Genomic DNA, 21340 nt, shown 5'->3' with positions numbered 1-21340 from the left:
GACTATAAGGGAACAAAAATCAGCAAAATCCGAATGAGCACTTGCTATCCTTAACGCTTCTTTGACTCGGGTCGTATTATCGCCTAACAATTAGCAAAAATTATTAATGCCTGGTTTTTTATATCATTTATCATTTTTAATAAAAAAAGCTTGTCACTAATGCAGTGACAAGCTTTATGATAATAGGTACGACAAATTTTAGGCGAAAAAAAGATGACCCCATCAGCACATCCTCGGCACACATTGTATCTACTACCGTTGCTACCTTCCGGTCCTGGCGGGGTTCATAGTACAATGTTGCGAGGCTACCAATAGAGTCACCAAGCACGTATTATACATCAGCTCGCATTTTTATCAAGTTTATTCATCAAATTAACCTATGATAGATAACGCTGAGATGACCTTTATTAGGACTTTCACAGCATTAAGATTTAAAGCAACTGGGGTATATTTATTATCCCTGTTTGCAAGGTGGCGCCAGACGTTTAATAAACACTCCTAAATCAACTATAAGCGCTTAAATTCAGTTATTTTCGGAAGTTGTAGTTAATATTAAGGTCGAATATATTAAGCATATTTGCTAGTAACATTATTCACAATGATTGCACTTATTGTATAAAAAGTAATTGATATGATGTCGTTAGTCGTTAATAGAGAGATACTTTAAAAAAGTCTACTTTAAAGTTGCCTATAATGACATTCATAGTGTTATTTTTATATTAAAAGGAGTTTAACGATGATACATTCACCCGTACAACCCATATTACGTTTAGGACTGTTAGCGGTTCTTGCCTCTACAGTGTGTTTCAGCCTCACGGCTCATGCAGAGCCTACAGGCTATAATCAAATAAGTTTTAGCGTTGATGCTGAACAAGACGTTGAAAATGACGAGGTAACTGCCACCTTATCTAAAAACGCTCAGGCGACAACCCCTAATCAGCTTGCAACAGAGCTTAATAAAGCGATCAATAATGCGCTTAATATAGCTAAGCGCTATCCCACAGTTACTGCTACTACAGGTTCTCAAAATACTTACCCCCAATATAATGATGAGGGAAAGATTACTGGCTGGACAGGTACGGTTAATATTAACTTAAAGAGTAATGACTTTGCCAAGACCAGCGAGCTGGTTGCTAAGCTACAAGACACCCTAGTTATTCAAAATATTAATTTTGGCGTCTCAGAGAAAAAACAAAAAGAGCTCGAAAAGGAGTTAATTAAACAGGCTTCATTAGAATTTAAGGCACAAGCGTCATCATTAGCTCAAACGTGGGATATGAGTGGTTATAAAATTATAAATGTCTCAATCAATAATAATAACCATTATAACCCGCCTATGTTAGCGGTATCTGCCACAGCTATGGAACGTTCAAATAATAATGTGCCTGCCCAAAACTTTGAAGCAGGCAATAGCCGTTTGAGTGTCACTGCTAATGGTACTATTGAGCTAATACCTTGGCTGAAATAGAGAAATGACATAGCGTATAAGTTTTATTCAATCCTATTCTAAGAATTTTGCCAACTTAAAAGCTGTTCGGTAAGCTTTTGAAGGTTTTAAACCTAATACCTCAAAAACCCAGACCTCTAAGAGATCTGGGTTTTGTTTTTTAGTATCTTTAACTTTTAAAGTCACTTTTTAAATTAAACCATTGCCTACATCAAAACATAACAATGCAGATAATCTAAAGTGATTTTTAATTACAATTAGCAGCTGTAGTACATATCAAATTCGACAGGATGGACCGTGGTATTCAAACGTTGACACTCTTCTTCTTTCAAAGCAATAAAGGCATCTAACATACTCTTAGTGAATACATCGCCTTTAAGTAGGAACTCATGGTCATCTTTAAGGGCTTGAAGAGCAACATCTAAGCTTTCAGCAACCGTTGGGATTGAACCCTCTTCTTCTGGAGGTAAGTCATATAAGTTCTTATCTGCTGCATCGCCTGGATGTATTTTATTTTGAATACCGTCAAGGCCTGCCATTAATAGGGCAGCAAATGCTAAGTAAGGGTTAGCGGTTGGATCTGGGAAGCGAGCTTCAACACGAACGCCTTTTGGCGAGCTCACGTATGGGATACGAATAGACGCTGAACGGTTACGCGCTGAATAAGCCAACATAATAGGCGCTTCGTAATGAGGCACTAAGCGCTTATAACTGTTTGTTGATGGATTAACAATCGCATTAAGTGCACGTGCGTGCTTAATAATACCACCAATATAGTATAACGCTGTTTCAGAAAGTCCAGCATATTCATCACCAGCAAAAGTGTTGACGCCATCTTTTGAGATTGACATATGGACGTGCATACCTGAGCCATTATCACCAACGATGGGTTTTGGCATAAAGGTTGCTGTTTTGCCAAACTGATGCGCGACATTATGAACCACGTATTTGAATTGTTGAACTTCATCAGCTTTACGAACCATTGTATTAAAAGAGACACCAATCTCTGACTGACAAGATGCTACTTCATGGTGATGCACTTCTACACGGTCTGGGCCCATGATATCTTCGATACGCTGACACATGACTGAACGCAAGTCTTGTGAGCTATCAACGGGAGGTACTGGGAAATAACCGCCTTTAACACGTGGACGATGAGCCATATTGCCCCACTCATAGTCATTATCAGTCGACCAAGCTGCTTCTTCAGCAGTGATACGGTGACGAGCACCTGACATATCGATTGACCACTTCACATCATCAAAAATGAAGAACTCAGGTTCTGGACCAAAGAATGCGGTATCGCCAATACCTGTTGATTTTAAATATTCTTCGGCACGGCGAGCGATTGAACGTGGGTCGCGCTCATAGCCTTGCATGGTCGTTGGCTCAATGATATCGCAGGTAACGACCACAGTAGTTGCATCAAAAAATGGATCAATAAATGCCGTTTCAGGATCTGGACGCAATATCATGTCCGACGCTTCAATGCCTTTCCAGCCTGCTACTGAAGAACCGTCAAACATTTTGCCATCTTCAAGGACATCTTCATCGATGGTGTCTGCAGGGTAGCTGATATGTTGTTCTTTACCACGGGTATCCGTAAAACGAAAATCTACCCATTTAGCATTAGACTCTTTGATTAGGTCAAATAGTTTGTTCGACATTGTATGTCTCTCCATTTATTTATTAGTAACAAGAAAACTTGATAATGAGGTTGATAGTAATCAACCAAAGTAAAATTAATATGCTGTACTTAGGCTTATACTTAGGCTTATAAGTTATGGAAACTTGCACATCATCTTCATTTTATCAAAAATCAGTATAGGTGACAGTGTCCAAAAATAATAGTAGCATTAAAAAATCTACCCATCATCCTAAAACACGTTTCTCATCCACGCATTACTTTGATATATTATAGTAATGCAATAGACGTGCCATTTTTAAATCAGCAGATTTAACTTTTAGTGATTTGGTAAGAGTGTTCGTTCTTTAGATTGTTGTTCAGCCAGTTAGTTAATAGATAATTATAAATTATAGCCAGTCACAGTCAGTGCGTTGGTGTACCCTTATAAAACTTAGCTAATAAGAAAAATCTCTATCATATGAGCACATTCATTAGGCTTTTGTATTAGCCCCCATTTAGGTACAGTGTACATAAATAGTGCATAACAGAATAGTGCGAATCTTTAATTAACGCACTATTTTGGTTCAATTTACATAACTATAAAACTTTATAGTGCATTTTTGAGGTCTTTGCAAAAGTCACAATGTGCCATACTGCTCACTTGCTATAATTATTGCGACCCTATTATATGATTCTACTTTTAGATAATTACGACAGCTTCACCTACAATATAGTGCAGTATTTACAGAAATTGGGCGCAGAAGTAGTCGTCTATCAAAATGATAGAATTGAGTTGACAGATATTATCAGTTTACAGCCTACAGCCATTGTACTTGGTCCAGGTCCCGGAACACCAAATGACGCTGGCATTACGCTGCAGTGTATCGAATACTTTGCCGATAAGCTGCCTTTATTAGGAGTATGTCTAGGACATCAGGCCATTGCTCAAGTGTTTGGGGCGAGTATCATTCGTGCTCAAAAAGTCATGCACGGCCGTACTTCTCTCATTTATCATGACCATTTTGGAGTATTTAAGGGGTTAGACAATCCGACACCTTTTACCCGATACCATTCCTTAATTGTCGATAACAATACCGTACCAGATGATATCGTTGTGACAGCCTGGACGACTGTGAATCAAAATACTAATAAAACGACAGAGTATAAACTTCAACAAAATCACCAAAATACTAAAGCTTTTGAAAATGAAGCATTGGTTGATGGATTATTAATTAAAGATATTTCTAACAATAATACATCAACTGACAGTATGAGCAGTTGTATTAGCAGTTTTCATGAGCTGCCAATGGATCAAGTGGAAATTATGGCCCTTCGGCATAAATACCTCCCTATTGAAAGCGTGCAATTTCATCCTGAATCTATACTAAGCACAGCTGGGTTACAGTTATTTAATAACTTTTTAACTCACCATAACTTATTATAAGATTTTTGTATTAGCCTCTAATACGGTATGTTGGGCAAACTCCTAAAATAAGCTTCTTAAACAAATAGGTGTAATTTAGACCTTTTAGACTCATAAATACACTTGCGATAAAACATGACGGTTCCTGAGTATGTATAATAGAAAACCATTAATAGAAAACCGTAATAGAAAACAATAAATACATAGCCTTCCATTCCATTAAACCATGACTGAAATAAAATTATGACGATAACAACCCCTACTACACCCTACTCCACATCTAATATGACGGATGATCAAGTTCACGACATTTTAACTACCGCACTGTCTCGTATTCTAAGACGTATCGACTTAACCCAAGCCGAAATGCGTCAAGTTATGACAATCATTATGGATGGTCGATGCTCTGAGGCTATGTTAGGCGCCCTACTCACTGGCCTTAATATGAAAAGTGAGTCTATTGATGAGATAACCGCTTCAGCCAGCGTCATGCTCGACTTTGCTAATAAACTTGAGATTAACGGCCGTAGCAATATGGTTGATATTGTCGGTACTGGCGGGGATGGTAGTAACTTATTTAACGTATCAACTGCCTCCTCTTTTGTGGCCGCTGCCGCCGGCGCAACCGTTGCCAAACATGGTAACCGTGGCGTTTCTTCTAAATCGGGAAGTTCTGACTTATTGGAACAAGCGGGCATTGACTTAAATATCAGCTTAGATCAAACCCGTCAATGTATTGAAGACAAAGGAATTGGCTTTTTATTTGCACCGAATCATCATACCGCGATGAAATATGCGATTCCGGTACGACGCGCTTTAAAAGTACGCACTATTTTTAATATATTAGGTCCTTTAACCAATCCAGCGGGTGTTGAAAACTTAGTGGTCGGTGTCTTTACCGATACCATGTGTGAGCCGCTTGCGCATGTCCTAAAAAACCTTGGTGCGAACCATGTTATGGTTGTGGGTTCAAAAGACCGTCTTGATGAGATTAGCTTAGCAACAAGTACCAAAGTGGCAGAATTAAAAGATGGTGAAGTCACTATCTATGATATATTCCCTGAAGATGCAGGAATTGAATCTCAAACATTAGTAGGACTCAGTGTCGACTCTTCCACACAGAGCCTTCAGCTTATCCAATCGGCATTATCAGGAAAAGACACTAATGAATTCGGTATTCATCAAAACAAAATTAATAAAGCCCGCGATATGATTGCCCTAAATGCCGGCGCTGCTATATATGTAGCAGGTTTAGCCAGCAATTTTCCAAATGGGGTCAATCAAGCTCAAAACATTATCAATAGCGGTAAAGCATTAGAGAAGATGCAAGAATTGGCTGAATATACCCACTCATTTAAAGCATAGGTTTATCTACGTTTGGAGTTGTGCACGTTATGTTTACAGCGACTACGTACTCTTAAACCCCCTACGTTTATCACTATTGAAAATACTTTTTTTATTTTAATTTTATTGACAGATAACGAGCAAAAATATGACACAGGATGCTATTCCCTCTATACTAAAGCAGATTGTCATTACCAAACAAGCTGAAATTAAGGCGTCTAAAGCAAGTAAAGACAGTGACACTATTGAGGCGGAGGCAAAACAGTTGTTTGCCTCTAATACTAGTCCTAGACGCGGCTTTGCAAAAGCGCTACTTAGTAAACAAACTGAGGGAAAGCCGGGCATTATTGCTGAAATTAAAAAAGCCTCACCGTCAAAAGGGGTTATTTCAAAAAACTTTGACCCAAGCTTGATTGCCGAACAATATGAAAACGCAGGGGCGGCTTGTCTCTCAGTGTTAACCGATGAGCAGTATTTCCAAGGTCACCCACACTATTTAAAGGAAGCCAAAGAGGCCTGCCAGCTTCCTGTACTACGTAAAGACTTTATGATCGATGTTTATCAAATGTACGAGTCTTATCTGATGGGTGCAGACTGTATATTGTTAATTGTAGCCTGTTTAGATGATGCGACGTTACTGGAGTTACATCAAGTTGCAACTGGTCTTGGTATGGATGTGTTAATTGAAGTACATACTCAAGCTGAGCTTAAGCGGGCGTTAAAGTTACCAGAGTCTGAGCACAATATTTACGGTATCAATAACCGAGACTTGAATACTTTTCATACTGATCTGCAAACGTCCATTAAACTAAAAGACATCATTGATAATCACGTGTCAACTCACTCACGACCACGTCTGTTAGTCACTGAAAGTGGCATTCATAATACTGAGGATATGCAGCTGATGTTGAATAATCAAATAAACTGCTTTTTAATCGGTGAACAATTTATGAAAACAGATAACCCGGGTCAGACTTTAGCGACACTACTACAATCACTTTAAATTTATGACTTTACACTATTTACTTTAAGACAAAGTCCACTTATTCACATATTTAATCTAAGCGGTACATACTATGGCAAACTCATTATTTTCAAAAGAAGTTCAAGAACAACTCAAGTCACTAAAAAGTGAGCTAAGTAAAGGTCGAGCCACGTCTCCGTCTGATCCAGAGAACGAAAAACCAACGGATCCAGTTCCCCTACCAACTAAAAAACAAGTCGAAAAAACAGTCAAGCAACTAGACAGTGCCCATATCGATGATGACAAGGTTCTGTTTATGCAAGCGATGGCAGGGGTTGAACCTATAAAGGACAATAACACCATATCAGATGTGACTAAACCCAAAGGCACTAAGCCTGATGTTGCTACGTTATCAAAACGTGCAGCTGCACAAGGGGCTGAGTCTGATACTCTTGAAGCTGGCTTGTCAGATATGCAGGCACTACTTAATCCCGTTAGTGGAGATTCATATCTTCTTTACAAAACGCCTACCCTCCAAAATAAAGTTTTTACCCAACTTAAGCAGGGTAAATTACGTTGGTATGATGCAGTAGATATTCATGGTTGTACCATTGATGAAGCGCGTGAGGCGATGACATCATTAATCTCACAAGCTAAGAAAAACAATGAGAATGTGGTTAAAATTGTTCACGGTAAGGGTGCTGACGCCGTCTTAAAAACATGTGTCAATGGCTGGCTACGTCAATTACCTGAAGTATTAGGATTTTGTTCCGCACCTCCTAAAGATGGCGGCAATGGCGCGGTACTGGTTTTGTTAAAAAAGAAAAAGCCTGATCTAAGCTAATACATGTTTGATACGAGTATTAAAAAGCCATTATGTCCTTTTAACTGTAGGACGTAATGGCTTTTTAAATCGCTGCTTTTTAGCGTTCTAAACCTTGTAGTCTGAATTAAGTAGTCTGAATTAAGTAGACTGCTTAATTTAATGGCGTTGTATTAACGCTATCAGGATGGTCATTAGAAATTGGCTTATTCGAATCTGTAGGTTCTACCACTACCCTTGAAGTCGCTAATGCATGCTCAACTGGATACTTTTCTACTTCTTTTAATATCTCAATGATAAGCTGTGACTGCATTTCATAAAACTCCATTAGTCCACCACTGGCATAAACATAAGCACGAATCTCAATCATCATAGAGTCTTGACGTAGCTCTGCTATTCTGACCTGATTCCATTCAGAGTTTGTATATTCATGATCAATAATAAATCGATTCATTCCTTTCAAAAACTGTTCAATAGTGGCGGCATCAACATCTCTTTTTATATAAATATTATGTAAAAAATGGAACATATCACGTGACGCAAAATTCTCAATCGACATGGATGAAAAGTCGCCATTTGGCACGGTTACCACAGTACGGTTTAAAGTACGCAGCCGAGTTGAGCGTATTCCGATATCTATCACCGTGCCTTCAAGCTGTCCAAACTTACAATAGTCCCCTACTCTAACTGGCTGATCTGCAACGACAACCACACTACCGACTAAGTTTTCAATCATCTTTTGCGCACCAAGGGCCAGTGCCAAACCACCCACACCTAAGGCTGCAATACCTGTTGTTAGATCAAAGCCTAAATTCCCAAAAATAAATATCGATGCCAGTATCAATAATAGCGCTTTAACTATTTTATGCATTAAGCTTAGTATCGATACTCTTTCCGTCAGATTGCGTTTATAACTCTGGCGTTCTGCGCGGTTGAAAATGGCATCCACAATTCTTAATAGCAGCCAAGTGGAAGCAAACCAACCAACAATATCTTTTATACGGTTAACTGGCTCTCGAACCGTCACGGATACTCCCGCATAGACCATAACTTCATAAAGTATGATTGAGGTGGTTACCAAGGCTAAAGGGAGAATGAATTTGGCATTAATAGGTAGCGGTCTATGACGAACTTTTGGATAGTAGTTTTTTAAGAATAAATATAAAATTCCAAAGAAAATATAAGACACCGAGATACAAAATAGAGCCAGCAAAAAAACCGCAAATATATCGGCAAGATTATAACCCCCTAGCATCTTATTTTTTAAGGGATCTAAGGTATATTTATCAATAATAGTCGAGTTAGTCGATAAGTTAGCATTTTTAATAGACTGTAAAGTCTGCGCTGACATCTGCCAATAAGAGTTACCATGCTCTGCTGTTTTACGAACAAGTACAATATCTATAATTTGGTTTTGTGTGGTTATTGTGCCTACTTTTTCAAGTTCAGGAGGTAATTGATCCGCTAAATTACCTGTTGGTGTATTGTTAATTTGTAATTCAGCATCAAGTCTACCGCCTTTATCAAGCGCCAACTTAACCTGACGAACCACTTCAACAGAGTTCTCGCCCGGATTAAGACTTAAGTAATTAGAGGCTAATGTCGTATTATTTTCCCCTAACGCTTTGATAAATCCTTGAATAGTGCTCCTTGGTGTTTGCCTGCCAAAAGGATCTACAATCTCTTCAGTAACTGAGTTATTTTGTGTTGATGCATCAGGGTCTGCTGCTAAAGCACTTATGGAAGAAATTAACGAAATAACAAGGCATAATACTAAAATAAGTATTTTAAATATTAGATTTGGAGTACCGTTTTTGACACTGTGCTGTCCAGTCGCGCTATTAATAAAAGACATTTTGGCAACCTAATGCTTTTGTTTTAGAGATAAGAATAAGAATGATAAGAATAATCGAAATATAGTGATAGGGTACTAAAATCAGATACATATTCAGAACGACAATTTTAGCATGAGTTTAATACCTGACAAGCTTATAAAATGGTTTAGTAAAATACTCTTCTAAATTCGCACAATCTTGGATTGTTTGAAAATAGCTTTAAAACGGTCACTTTAAAACTATCAATAGCGCAAAACACGCTAAAAGAAATCGAGATGAGTGTAATTTAATAAACCATGAGTAAAATTCGTCTAATTAAGGTTTATTTCTAGCATTAATAAGAGATAATAACGCCATTATTACTTAATGGTTAACTTATTTACTTTTTGGGTCTGATTATGAAAACCTCGTACAACAACTTATACAAAAGCCTTTTTTGTTCTTCAATACATATAGCGCCATTTAATAAGAAAGCCATCGCTATATTAGCCAGCTCTTTTGCCTGTACTTCAGTCTTCGCCGCTACCTCTGACATAGATGCAGAAGCTAACTATCCTACTGCAGAATTCCCCGCTATAACGGTTACAGCAACGCGTACGCCTACTGCGGTTAATAATACCATTGCTCAAGTACGTGTAATCGATAGTGAGGCGTTAAAGCGCTATCAAGGTCAAACTGTACTTGATGTCATCAAACGTCAACCAGGTTTTAGCTCTTTTACTAATGGTGGCATGGGCACTACTGATAACTTCTATCTACGTGGCTATGGTAAAAACAGCATATTAGTATTGATTGATGGTGTTCGTTATAGTGCTATTAGCGGAGGTGGTGCGAATTTAGGTCTATTACCCGCCAATCAGATTGAACGTATTGAGGTACTATATGGTGCTTCTGGATCAAGTCTCTATGGTACTGATGCTATGGGCGGTGTTATTCAAATTTTCACCAAAGGCAGCAATGTAGATCAAAGTAATTTTTCGGTGACAGCGGGTGCCGGTTCACATGACCATTACTTATATGGTGCAACCGCTCAATTTAGTAATGATCAAGGGACAAGCTTAAGTCTATCCGCCAGTCATAATGAAACCGATGGTTTTAATTCACTCAAGCCAGAAGTTGGTAACTATCATAAAGATGAAGATGGCTTTGAGAGTGATAACTATAGCCTACACCTTAAGCAAAAACTAAATGATACGATAACAGTTGGAACCAGTGGCTTATACTCAGAATCTACTACGGATTTTGATGCTTATAGCGACTGGCAAACAGGTGCAGCTGCATTAGACAATGCTCATGCAGACCAAAAAAATGGCGCAGCAAATGCCTATATCCAATATGCAACAGAGGATCAAACTGCCAAATTGTCTTATGGGTATAGTATCGATGATTCTAAATCATATGGAAATGTTTCTCATCTTCATGACCCAAGCCAATACAAAACTAAGCAGCAACAAGTCAATTTAACGGGTAGCTATAATCTTCCGGTTGGCACAGCTATATACGGGGCAGAGCACTTAAAACAAGAGCTTGACTCGAATGTATATAATGCTGATGATCGAAAAGTTAACAGTGGATTTATTGGCTATAATGTTTCTGAATCAAATTTTGATGCTCAAGCGAACGTACGTTATGACGACTACTCAGACTTTGATAGCGAAACAACCTATAACCTAGGTGCTGCGTATCACTTTACTCCAGAGTTACGTGTTGGTGCTAACTACGCCAAAGGCTATCGAGTACCGACCTTTAATGATTTGTATTATCCTGGATCAGGTAACCCAAACTTAAAGCCCGAAACCAGTGATAACTATGAGGCCTTCGTTGAATATACTACATCAATGCAGTCAACACGAATCACTGGTTATCATAATAAGGTTGATGACCTAATCAGTTTTAAAAGTGTGCCTACTAAAGAAAATCCGTGGGCAGGTGTTATGGAAAATATTGAAAAAGCCAAAGTTGAAGGGGTAACCTTTACCTCAGACTGGAACGTTGACGACTACCTATTTGGCTTAAGTTATGACTACCAAAAAGCTAAAGACGATAGTGGCAAGGCAAATGATGGTAACTTTTTACCTATTCGTCCTGAACATAAAGGATTGATCTATGTTGGTTATCAACTTGCCGACTTAGATGTCCGAGCTGAATATCAGTATGTTGATGATTACTACTATGATATCGATAACTCCGCAAATCAGAAAGTTGATAGCTATAATTTAGTTAATATAAGTGGTAACTATCAGCTATCACCAAACTTATCTATGTCAGCTCGTTTAAATAACGTATTTAATGAAAAATATGTGACGGCACCAGGTTATAACACTGATGGCACAAACTTTATGACATCACTGACTTATAACTGGAAGTAAACACCTGTATTTATAGCGAAATTGATTTGAAACTACTACAATGTAGACCTAACTAAGCTTACAGCAGTAATATTTAGATTCGGTCACATTGTAGTACACTTAAATTAGATTCACTATACGCCCTATTATTAGCTATTTTCACCTAAAAAAGCCACTCATTAAATGAGTGGCTTTTTGGTTTTATACTTTTTCTAAAAATAACTTATCTTTTTCAGGCTCATTAAACCTACTATTTGCAGCGTTTACATTCATCTTCCTTGATAGGTCAATTTCGATATTCAGTATTTATATTTCAACAAAAAGACCTATATAAAATAGATTCAAAATCAACCTCAACGATTTAATTTAAATTTATAGTTTACGGGGTAAATGCTCAGGTAAATGACAACGTAGATAGACCTTAGACACGAGTAATGCCTCCTTTGCCATTTTTTCAGTAATTTTATTATATTTCTTAAATGATAAAGAGAAAATACTATGTATCATCACATAAGTAATTAATACATGTTCATGAATATCTTTATATTCAGATACATCGTAATAATTTGAGATTTTTTCGACAATCGTTTCGATAATGTTAATATCGACTAGATCCTCAAACTCACTAACGTCAAAATCTGGCAAATTTGCACTGTACATAAGTTTCAATTTAATAGGGTCAAGATTGAACAATTCTACAGACTGTAAGATTATCTCAGCGATATAATCATGCCACGTATCCAGTTCTGCTACGTCTATTTTCTCAAGGCTCTGATAAGTTTCCATATAATTTAGAAACCGTAAGGCTAAAAAAATAGACTCTACATTGGGAAAGAAATGGTAGGCAGACGCCCGTGGTATGCCAGCCTCCTTACAGACTTCTGCAAGACTTATGGTAGTAATATCACGAGACTTACCAAGCTTTTGAGCGCTTAATAGTAGCTTTTGACGGCGAACACGTCCCTGTTTACTGGTGTGCTTAAATTTATTGGGAACAAGAGTTTTAGCAAGCTCTGAATCAACTAATATATCTTGAATTAAATCATCTGGATTGGATAACATTAATGTCCTCTTAAACTACTTACGTAAATTGGTCTGAATAAAGAAATTAATTGGTTATACACTCACTAAAATTCTATTAAAAATAAATTAATTGGTTGGTAATAAATACTTTAAAATTAGTTAAAAAGTAAGGGGTATATAATGATAACATTATTTAATAAAATTAATCATTACTTATAATTTAAAGCTTAATATTTAATTTGTCAATATTATTAAATTATATTAATTTAATCTTAGCTCTCACAACACCGTGATCGGTAACCCTCTCCTCATACTCTTTTTTAAGATGATCATTGAAATAGTCAACACGCACTACTTCTCCTAAAGAGTACTTACCGTCTACAATAAACTCCTCTGACACAAATAGTTGATCAATGACTTCAGGCATTCCTTGATATAAATGAGTATAAGCAACGCCTTTCATCCACCCATAGCTAGTCTGTACACGAGCAGCATCGAACAAAGCAATGTCACGCATCCCCTTATCATAATTCACTTCACTCGTTTCTGCTAAAAGCTGGGTGGTCACACTATCGGTCACATCATTCATATCGCCTAACAGAATCACCGGATGTCGAGTACTTTTTAAAATATCTATAATATATACCCTTAATGCGGTTGCCTCTGCCGCCCGCATACACAAGCTTCTTAGTTTAGCACGGACTCTTAATTGAGGGTCATCGTAATCTTCAAGACGATTGCCCTGAGCATCACGTAGGTAATGAGGTCGTTTACTTTTTAAGTGTGCGGTTATAATTGTAATGGGCTGACCATAAATATCTAAAGTGGCGACTAATGGTGGTCTATTAAATTGCTGATACAACCCCTGATCTGGTACATCCACCACCGCTAAAGGATTAAACTTGGTCAGTAACTCCCAGTTTATAATTTTAAATTTTGAGACAATGCCCATAGCCGGAGTCTGTTGTGCACCTTTACCTAAAGTCAGTGTGCTTGAGACATCGTTACTGGCCAAAGGCGCTAAAACTTGAGAAGGTTCAAATCCAAGCCTATGTGCTAAGTCTTGTAAAGCTTTTTCATCCCATATTTCTTGGAAGGCATATATATCTGATTTGGCATTGTTTAATAGCTGGTATAAGCCATTGACTTTACGCTCGTATTCACTATTACTATAAGGCTCCATGTTTGAATAATAGTGCCGATTGGGTAGTGCTAAGTTTAAGGTGTTATTGGTCGCAATATAGAATTGTTTTTCGTCATGTTTTTTATGATTATTTGACATTTGGTTTATCCTTACTTATTGACATTGATTTGATTTGATTTGATTTGATTTGATTTGATTTGATTTGATTTGATTTGATTTGATTTGATTTGATTTGATTAAATTTAATTTAATTTGATTTAATTATTTATCTAAGGTCTGTTGAATATCTTAAATTACTTAAAAAGAAGCTATTGATAATTTTACTTAAGTGCGAGTTTCAATTTTAGCGGTATGTATTGAATGCCATATATTGAAGAGAATCTATCGAGGAAGGCAAGTCCTAAAGCAACAAATCAATCGCTATGATTAGCAGATTTGTTGAACATGAACGAGTCTGATAAGGATAGGTTATTTTATAGACAAGGGTAAGTTATTTTATAGACAAGATATAAAACGCTTTAAAACGCTCAGCTCCTTTTAATGACTCTAGTAAAAAACGAGCCCTTATTGCAGCGTTTTGCCAATGGCTTGATGCCAATGATGCAAATAGTGTTCCCGCTCATCTTCAGACATCTTAGGCTCAAAGCAGTGGTCTAGATGCCAGGAGTCTTCAATAGTAGACTCGTCATATAGCCCTGAATTTATACCCGCCATAATAGCCACCCCTTTGGCGGTAATTTCAGTATCTTTGGGTCTCAAAACTGGTACGCCAAGCATATCAGCTTGAAATTGCATGAGTAAGTTATTATTGGACGCACCGCCATCTACTCGAAGCTCTGTCAAAGGACTTGGACTGTCTTTTTGCATCGCTGACAATACATCATAGGTTTGAAAGGCAATAGATTCAAGCGCGGCACGAGCGACATGGGCCTTTGTAGTACCGCGGGTCATGCCTGATATACTGGCAGTAATATCAGAACGCCAATAAGGCGCCCCTAGACCTGTAAAGGCAGGAACTAAAACAACCCCTTCACTACTTTTAACCTCATTGGCTAACTGCTCAATATCTTCAGACTTATAAAACAGGCCAAGGTTATCTCTTAGCCATTGTACGATTGCACCCGCCATGAACACACTGCCCTCAAGAGCATACGTTACTTCGCGCTTGGACGGGTTTAAGATACGTTTACCAGACTTCATTAACTGAGAAAGTGATTTATGTTCGCTCGTCGCTGATCTTAACAGTGATGCATTTGAGCGGCGTTGCCAGCTGACAGTGCTAAGTAACTGATGTTGACTGAGCTGCACCTCATGACCGATATTCATGAGCATAAAACATCCTGTGCCATAAGTATTTTTAGCCATACCTATCGAGACACACCCTTGCCCAAATAAAGCGGCCTGCTGATCTCCTAACACTGCTTGAATGGGTATTTGCTTAGCAAACAGCCCTTTTTTAGTTTTACCAAAGTCCCCATCTGATGGCACGACTTTAGGCAGTATTTGTTTACTAATATCAAAGCGGTTGAGGAGATCCTCAGACCATTCAAGCTTGTTAATATCATAGATTAACGTTCGTGACGCATTGGTGATGTCTATCACATGCTCACCGCCCGTTAGTTTAAACAAAAGCCAACTATCAATGGTTCCTACAGCCACCTCACCTCGTTGCGCCTTATCTCTTAGATTTGGATGATTGTCTAACATCCATACTATTTTACTGGCGCTAAAATAGGGATCTATACGTAGCCCTGTTATAGATTGCACGTATTGTTGCATACTGACGTCAGACTCTGGCACACGCTGTTGTTGCAGGCTCTGACACCAACTGTCTGATCGTCTATCTTGCCACACTATGGCAGGTGCCAAAGGCTTGCCCGTTCGTTTATCCCAAATGACAATGGTCTCTCGTTGATTGGTGATCGCAAGGCTTGAGATGTCAGTTGCCAGTAGTCCGGCTTGGTTAATCGCATCATGTGCACAACTTATTTGTGTGTGCCATATCTGCATCGCATCTTGTTCAACATATCCAGCTTTTGGGGTTAGCAAAGTGGTTGGTTTTTGGGATATTTGAATAGGTCTGGCTTTCTCATCATAAATAATGGCTCGGCTTGAAGTGGTACCTTGATCTAAAGCTAATACATAACCTGCCATAATATATTCTCCCTGAAATGACACTTAACGATGAAGATATTTAAACAATAATTCACTTTGTTATAAAAAAGCTTGCAACACTTGGTTTAAATAACGGCGTCCAAGTGACGTTGGTTGGATTAAATCCTCTTGATTGACCAGTAGCCCTTGCTTCTTAAGCTTATTAAGGATGGGTTTTATCTCAGAGACGCTAAGACCTGTTCTTGAGCGATACATATCTAACGGCACGCCTGCGGTTAGACGCAGCGCATTAAGCATAAACTCACTCGTTAGCTCATTTTTCGCAATGCCATTAAATCCAACCATTTTTGGATAATCCGTATAGTTGATATAATCTTTTGGCATTCGGCTTTTGCTAAACCGATAAATACCTGAGTTCTCTAAATAGCAAGAATTATGACGACTCGTCAAGTCACTGTGTCCACCTTCAGAAGGAATATTCTTTATATCTTCTGCAAGTGTTATTTTGCCATGTGCTCCCGCTCCAATGGCTAGATAATCTCCAAATTGCCAATAGTTTATATTATGTCGACAGCCAGTATCGTTAGGGCTTACCCAAGCGGATATCTCATAATTTGTATAGCCTAATTTATTCAATAGCAGACTACCCTGCTCTTCGATATCCGCTAAGTGCTCATCATCAGGTAAGATTGGGGTGTCTCTAAAAAAAACCGTATTAGGCTCTATGGTCAACTGATACCAAGATATGTGGGTTGCCCCCACCTCATCTGCCATCGTAATATCATATAAAGCATCCGCTACTGTTTGCTGTGGTAGACCGTGCATAAGGTCAATATTTAAGCGGGTAAATCCTGCTTTTTTAGCCGCTTGAGTTGCCTTTTTGGCTTGTTCAGCGTTATGAATACGGCCTAAAGCCTTAAGTTTACTATCTGAAAAAGTTTGTACCCCGATGGACAATCTATTTATCCCTACTGCCAAATATTCTTCAAACGGGGCATGTTCTAGGGTACCAGGATTTGCCTCCATAGTGACTTCGATATCTGAGGCAAATGGCAAGACTGCTTTTAAATGTTTAAACAGGCGTTGATATTGATTAATCGGCAGTAAGGATGGCGTACCTCCTCCTATAAAAATTGAAGTTATCTGACGATTTTGTATTAACGCAAGCTGAGAGTCTATGTCATCGATTAACGCATCCACGTAAACGTCAAAGTGATTACTGTTTATTTGACTGATTTTTTCTTGTCCTGTTAAAGTGTTATTTCCAGTTAAATTTTTGTTTTCATTAAACTTATTATTGTCTGTAGCATTATTTTTACTCTCAATAGACAGGGGTAAGGTATGGGAGTTAAAATCGCAATAAGGGCATTTTTTAACACACCAAGGGATATGAATGTATAGCGCCAAAGGGATTTCATTTACATTAATTGATGAGGACATAAGGATATAGTATTAAACTCTTTTACAGATAGTGATATAGTCTCGACTTTATATAAGTCGTATTCGGTATGTGAGCATATTTTGCAGCCAATGTTGGGCTTATTATACGTATTCATTGTCTAGTTAATAGAACTATTAGCTTAATAGCCCTATTAGCCAAATCATATTTTATCGTTTCTCATGATAACCCCAAAGTCCTAAAACCCTATTTAGAAGTTTCCTTATGTTGCCAGATTTATCATTCAATGAATTTAAACAACACAGTAAGCGGCTTAGCACCTTAGTATTACCCATTTTAATAACTCAATTTTGCCAAGCTGCATTAGGCGTAGTAGACGCTATCATGGCAGGCGCAGTATCCGCACTAGATTTAGCAGCGGTCTCTATTGGTTCTGGTATTTGGTTGCCTTTATTTTTATTAGCAACCGGGATTTTGATCGCTACCACACCTTTAATTGGTGAGAAAATAGGTCAAAGATCTCATCACCATATCCCCCATATCACTCAGCAATCGTTATGGGCAGCTCTTTTAATTGGGTCTATTGGATTGATTGTTGTCTCTTTAATGCCCAATATTCTAGGCATAATGGGTGTCCCTGACGACATACAACCTAAGGCAGGACAATACTTACGTTTTGTAGCTTGGGGGTTCCCAGCTATTGCGTGTTACGCCGTACTGCGCAGCTATTGTGAGGCATTAGGTCGACCAGAGCCTGTCACTGTTATCAGTTTGATTGGTCTACTAATCAATATACCTATTAATTATATTTTTATCCACGGCTTATTTGGCATGCCTGCTCTAGGTGGTGCGGGATGCGGGCTTGCAACCGCTTGTGTACTGTGGAGTAATGTACTCCTACTATCCCTTTATTTGAAACTATCGAATCATCAGACATTTGATGAGACCCGCTTCTTTTACAATTTCTCACGACCCGATCGTAAACAAATCGGTAAATTATTCCGCTTAGGTATCCCCATCGGTATCTCAATATTTTTTGAAGCCAGTTTATTTAGCTTAGCCTCGATCGTCATTAGCCCATTAGGGGCAGTTGCCGTCGCTTCTCATCAGGTAGCTCTGGCAGTTACCTCCCAATTATTTATGATTCCATTATCAGTTGCCATGGCATTGACTATCATGGTTTCTAATAGATATGGTGAACAAAATTGGCTCGCTTTAAAACAAGTTCAGCGAACAGGTTTATTTTGGACGGTTTGTATTGCCTTATGTAGTATGCTTGGGGTTTGGATATTTAGAGAAAACTTGGCTAACGCATTTACTGATAATCCAGCTGTCAAAACTCAGGCGATGCTTTTATTACTATTTGCAATTGCTTATCAACTGGTCGATGGCTGGCAAGTTAACATGGCAGGTATTTTAAGGGGTATGCAAGACACTCAATTTACGATGTGGATTACTTTATTCTGCTATTGGCTAGTAGCCCTACCATTAGGGGTTTATTTGGTTCGCTATACAGATACTGGCGCCAAAGGCTTTTGGATTGCGTTAGTTGCTGGATTGACTTTATCTTCGGTGTTATTAACCTGGCGACTCATCCATCGCCAACGTCAGCTTTTTAACTAGGCATGAAGACCTCGACCTTATTGATCTATCGAAACCTTTATAAACTGAAAGTATAAAATAGTTAGTCGTTACCCAATTAAGTTAAGCGCTGGTATAAAACAGGGCATAATGTATAAAATTTAAGGTATGAATAAGTTATTTAAACCTAAATACATCATTTGTTACTCATCAGAGGTGACAAAATTTGTTACAATATGGGCAATATTATAAGAATACCGGTAGGCAACCGTATGGACATTGAAAAAATTCGTACGCTCATTGAGCTAATGGAAGAAAAAGACCTTGTTAATCTTGAAGTTAAAACTGGGGATGACAGTGTAAGTCTAACGAGACACTACAACACCCCAATACCTTCAATGATGGCTGCTAATCCAGCATATATCACTGAACCCCCTGTAGAAGCAGTGCACCCAGGAAGTATCGAAAATTCGCCTATGGTCGGGGTATTTTATGCTGCACCTAGTCCAAATGATCCCCCTTTTGTCACACCAGGTCAAAAAGTTCAGGCTGGTGATACCTTAGGTATCATAGAGGCCATGAAAATCATGAACCCCCTGGAAGCGACTCAAAGTGGCATTGTTGATGCTATCTTAGTTGAAAATGGTGACGTCGTTCAATTTGGTCAACCAGTCATTCGTTACAAAAGCTGAGGCAAAGGCAACTAAATGATAAAAAAATTGCTTATTGCCAACCGTGGCGAAATTGCTCTTCGCATAGTACGTGCCTGTAAACAGTTAGGCATCCAGACAGTCGGTGTCTACTCGACAGCGGATGAAGATCTGATGCACTTACGTTTCGTGGATGAAGCTGTGTGTATTGGCAAACCGAACGCCAATCAAAGTTATTTAAATATCGGCGCTATTATTACTGCGGCTGAAATCACAGGTAGTGATGCCATCCATCCTGGTTATGGGTTTTTGGCTGAAAATGCTGAATTTGCTGAGAATATTGAAGAAGCAGGTATTACGTTTATCGGTCCCCACCCTGATCATATTCGCCTGATGGGCAATAAAGTTTCAGCGATTAATGCGATGAAACAAGCTGGTGTTCCCACTGTACCTGGTTCAGTGGGTACAGTGACTTTAAACAATGCCGAAGAGCAAGCCAAAAATATCGGTTTTCCCTTATTGATTAAAGCGGCTGCCGGTGGTGGCGGTCGTGGTATGCGGATTGTCGATCGTTTTGATCAGTTAAACGAACAAGTTCAAGCTGCTAAACAAGAAGCTGAGTTGTGGTTTGGGGATGATAGCGTGTATATGGAACGCTATTTACAAAATCCACGTCACATTGAGGTACAAGTTCTAGGCGATGGAAACGGTAACGCGATTCATTTGTTCGACCGTGACTGCTCTTTGCAACGCCGTCATCAAAAGGTATTGGAAGAAGCCCCTGCTGCTGATATTCCCGACGACATTCGTGAACCTATCTTACAAGCCTGCGTTAAAGCTTGCGAGGATATAGGCTATAGGGGTGCAGGTACTTTTGAATTCTTATTTGAAGATGGAGAGTTCTTCTTTATCGAGATGAATACTCGAGTACAAGTTGAACATCCCATTACGGAGATGGTTACTGGCATTGATGTTGTCGTTGAACAACTTAAAATTGCCGCGGGCTATGGCCTGTCTTATCGTCAAAATGAGATTAGTGTGCATGGACATGCCATTGAGTGCCGTATCAATGCTGAAGATCCAAAAACATTTGCGCCCTCCCCTGGTAAAATTACTCAGTATTTTATTCCAAGTGGCTCTGGGGTACGTTTTGACTCTCATTTGTATCCAGGTTATGTCATTCCCTCATACTATGATTCATTAGTGGGCAAGCTGATTTGTCATGGTCAGACACGTGAACAAGCAATTGCAAAAACGTTACATGCCTTAGATGAGCTTATTATTGAGGGCATCAAAACCAACATACCATTGCATCGAGACGTCATTTTAAAAGACCCAGAGTTTGCCTCACAAGCTCAAAACATACACTATCTAGAGCAGTGCTTACTTAATATAGAAGACAAGTGATAGCTGATGCTATTAAAAGCTTCATAAAAAAGCAGACGTTATGTAAACGTCTGCTTTTTTTTATTAGGATCTGTTTTGTTTAATAAAGTAAAGTCTGAGTGATAACCTAAAACAGGTTTAATATCATAAAAACAATTTCTAGAATCAATCATCTATCATCTATCATCTATCCATTATAATTAATGATAATAGATTCATGATAACATTATG

At 38.5% G+C, this 21340-nt stretch carries 15 protein-coding genes and 1 other RNA gene; 9 read left to right on the top strand and 7 right to left on the bottom strand.

Features of this window, described 5'->3' with window-relative positions:
• Nucleotides 1–217 precede the first annotated feature (217 nt).
• An RNA gene (gene ffs / locus AC2SLT_RS04380) (signal recognition particle sRNA small type) lies at nt 218–314 on the bottom strand.
• 422 nt (nt 315–736) lie between these two features.
• Here ffs and AC2SLT_RS04375 point away from each other — a divergent pair.
• Nucleotides 737–1468 carry an SIMPL domain-containing protein gene (locus AC2SLT_RS04375; RefSeq protein ID WP_486546421.1) on the top strand — a complete coding sequence of 244 codons (732 nt, stop codon included), beginning with the start codon at nt 737–739 and terminating at the stop codon, nt 1466–1468.
• Between the two features lie 236 nt (nt 1469–1704).
• On the opposite strand, the gene glnA is transcribed toward AC2SLT_RS04375, so the two are convergent.
• On the bottom strand, nt 1705–3114 hold the full coding sequence (gene glnA, locus AC2SLT_RS04370) for a type I glutamate--ammonia ligase (protein ID WP_486546420.1): 1410 nt from the start codon (nt 3112–3114) through the stop codon (nt 1705–1707).
• Nucleotides 3115–3762: 648 nt separating this feature from the next.
• Here glnA and AC2SLT_RS04365 point away from each other — a divergent pair.
• The 4 genes from AC2SLT_RS04365 (at nt 3763) to AC2SLT_RS04350 (ending at nt 7649) form a co-directional block, all read left to right on the top strand.
• Nucleotides 3763–4518: an anthranilate synthase component II gene (locus tag AC2SLT_RS04365; RefSeq protein ID WP_486546419.1), complete on the top strand. Its 756-nt coding sequence runs from the start codon at nt 3763–3765 to the stop codon at nt 4516–4518.
• Nucleotides 4519–4740: 222 nt separating this feature from the next.
• Nucleotides 4741–5862 (top strand): anthranilate phosphoribosyltransferase, encoded by a 1122-nt coding sequence (trpD, locus tag AC2SLT_RS04360; protein ID WP_486546418.1) that lies wholly within the window; start codon nt 4741–4743, stop codon nt 5860–5862.
• 127 nt (nt 5863–5989) lie between these two features.
• Nucleotides 5990–6844 (top strand): indole-3-glycerol phosphate synthase TrpC, encoded by an 855-nt coding sequence (trpC, locus tag AC2SLT_RS04355; protein ID WP_486546417.1) that lies wholly within the window; start codon nt 5990–5992, stop codon nt 6842–6844.
• A 73-nt stretch (nt 6845–6917) separates the two neighbouring features.
• On the top strand, nt 6918–7649 hold the full coding sequence (locus AC2SLT_RS04350; RefSeq protein WP_486546416.1) for a Smr/MutS family protein: 732 nt from the start codon (nt 6918–6920) through the stop codon (nt 7647–7649).
• Nucleotides 7650–7782: 133 nt separating this feature from the next.
• On the opposite strand, the gene AC2SLT_RS04345 is transcribed toward AC2SLT_RS04350, so the two are convergent.
• Complete coding sequence (locus tag AC2SLT_RS04345) at nt 7783–9483, bottom strand: mechanosensitive ion channel family protein (protein WP_486546415.1); 1701 nt, start codon at nt 9481–9483, stop codon at nt 7783–7785.
• Nucleotides 9484–9861: 378 nt separating this feature from the next.
• On the opposite strand from AC2SLT_RS04345, the gene AC2SLT_RS04340 reads away from it, so the two are divergent.
• On the top strand, nt 9862–11832 hold the full coding sequence (locus AC2SLT_RS04340) for a TonB-dependent receptor domain-containing protein (RefSeq protein WP_486546414.1): 1971 nt from the start codon (nt 9862–9864) through the stop codon (nt 11830–11832).
• A 351-nt stretch (nt 11833–12183) separates the two neighbouring features.
• On the opposite strand, the gene AC2SLT_RS04335 is transcribed toward AC2SLT_RS04340, so the two are convergent.
• The 4 genes from AC2SLT_RS04335 to hemW form a co-directional block, all read right to left on the bottom strand.
• Complete coding sequence (locus AC2SLT_RS04335) at nt 12184–12873, bottom strand: TetR/AcrR family transcriptional regulator (protein WP_486546413.1); 690 nt, start codon at nt 12871–12873, stop codon at nt 12184–12186.
• Between the two features lie 217 nt (nt 12874–13090).
• Nucleotides 13091–14116, bottom strand: a complete 1026-nt coding sequence (locus AC2SLT_RS04330) for an endonuclease/exonuclease/phosphatase family protein (RefSeq protein ID WP_486546412.1) — start codon at nt 14114–14116, stop codon at nt 13091–13093.
• Nucleotides 14117–14542: 426 nt separating this feature from the next.
• Complete coding sequence (gene glpK / locus AC2SLT_RS04325) at nt 14543–16132, bottom strand: glycerol kinase GlpK (RefSeq protein ID WP_486546411.1); 1590 nt, start codon at nt 16130–16132, stop codon at nt 14543–14545.
• Nucleotides 16133–16192: 60 nt separating this feature from the next.
• Nucleotides 16193–17533: a radical SAM family heme chaperone HemW gene (gene hemW / locus AC2SLT_RS04320; RefSeq protein WP_486546410.1), complete on the bottom strand. Its 1341-nt coding sequence runs from the start codon at nt 17531–17533 to the stop codon at nt 16193–16195.
• Between the two features lie 223 nt (nt 17534–17756).
• On the opposite strand from hemW, the gene AC2SLT_RS04315 reads away from it, so the two are divergent.
• The 3 genes from AC2SLT_RS04315 (at nt 17757) to accC (ending at nt 21130) form a co-directional block, all read left to right on the top strand.
• The gene (locus AC2SLT_RS04315) at nt 17757–19115 is read left to right on the top strand and encodes an MATE family efflux transporter (protein WP_486546409.1); all 1359 of its coding nucleotides are present in this window, start codon (nt 17757–17759) and stop codon (nt 19113–19115) included.
• Nucleotides 19116–19345: 230 nt separating this feature from the next.
• Nucleotides 19346–19765, top strand: coding sequence for an acetyl-CoA carboxylase biotin carboxyl carrier protein (gene accB, locus AC2SLT_RS04310; protein ID WP_486546408.1), 420 nt, complete (start codon nt 19346–19348; stop codon nt 19763–19765).
• 15 nt (nt 19766–19780) lie between these two features.
• Nucleotides 19781–21130 (top strand): acetyl-CoA carboxylase biotin carboxylase subunit, encoded by a 1350-nt coding sequence (gene accC, locus AC2SLT_RS04305; protein WP_486546407.1) that lies wholly within the window; start codon nt 19781–19783, stop codon nt 21128–21130.
• Nucleotides 21131–21340 lie beyond the last annotated feature (210 nt).

Source organism: Psychrobacter sp. CX18, assembly GCF_057396215.1.
This window is presented reverse-complemented; position numbering and strand designations above follow the sequence as displayed.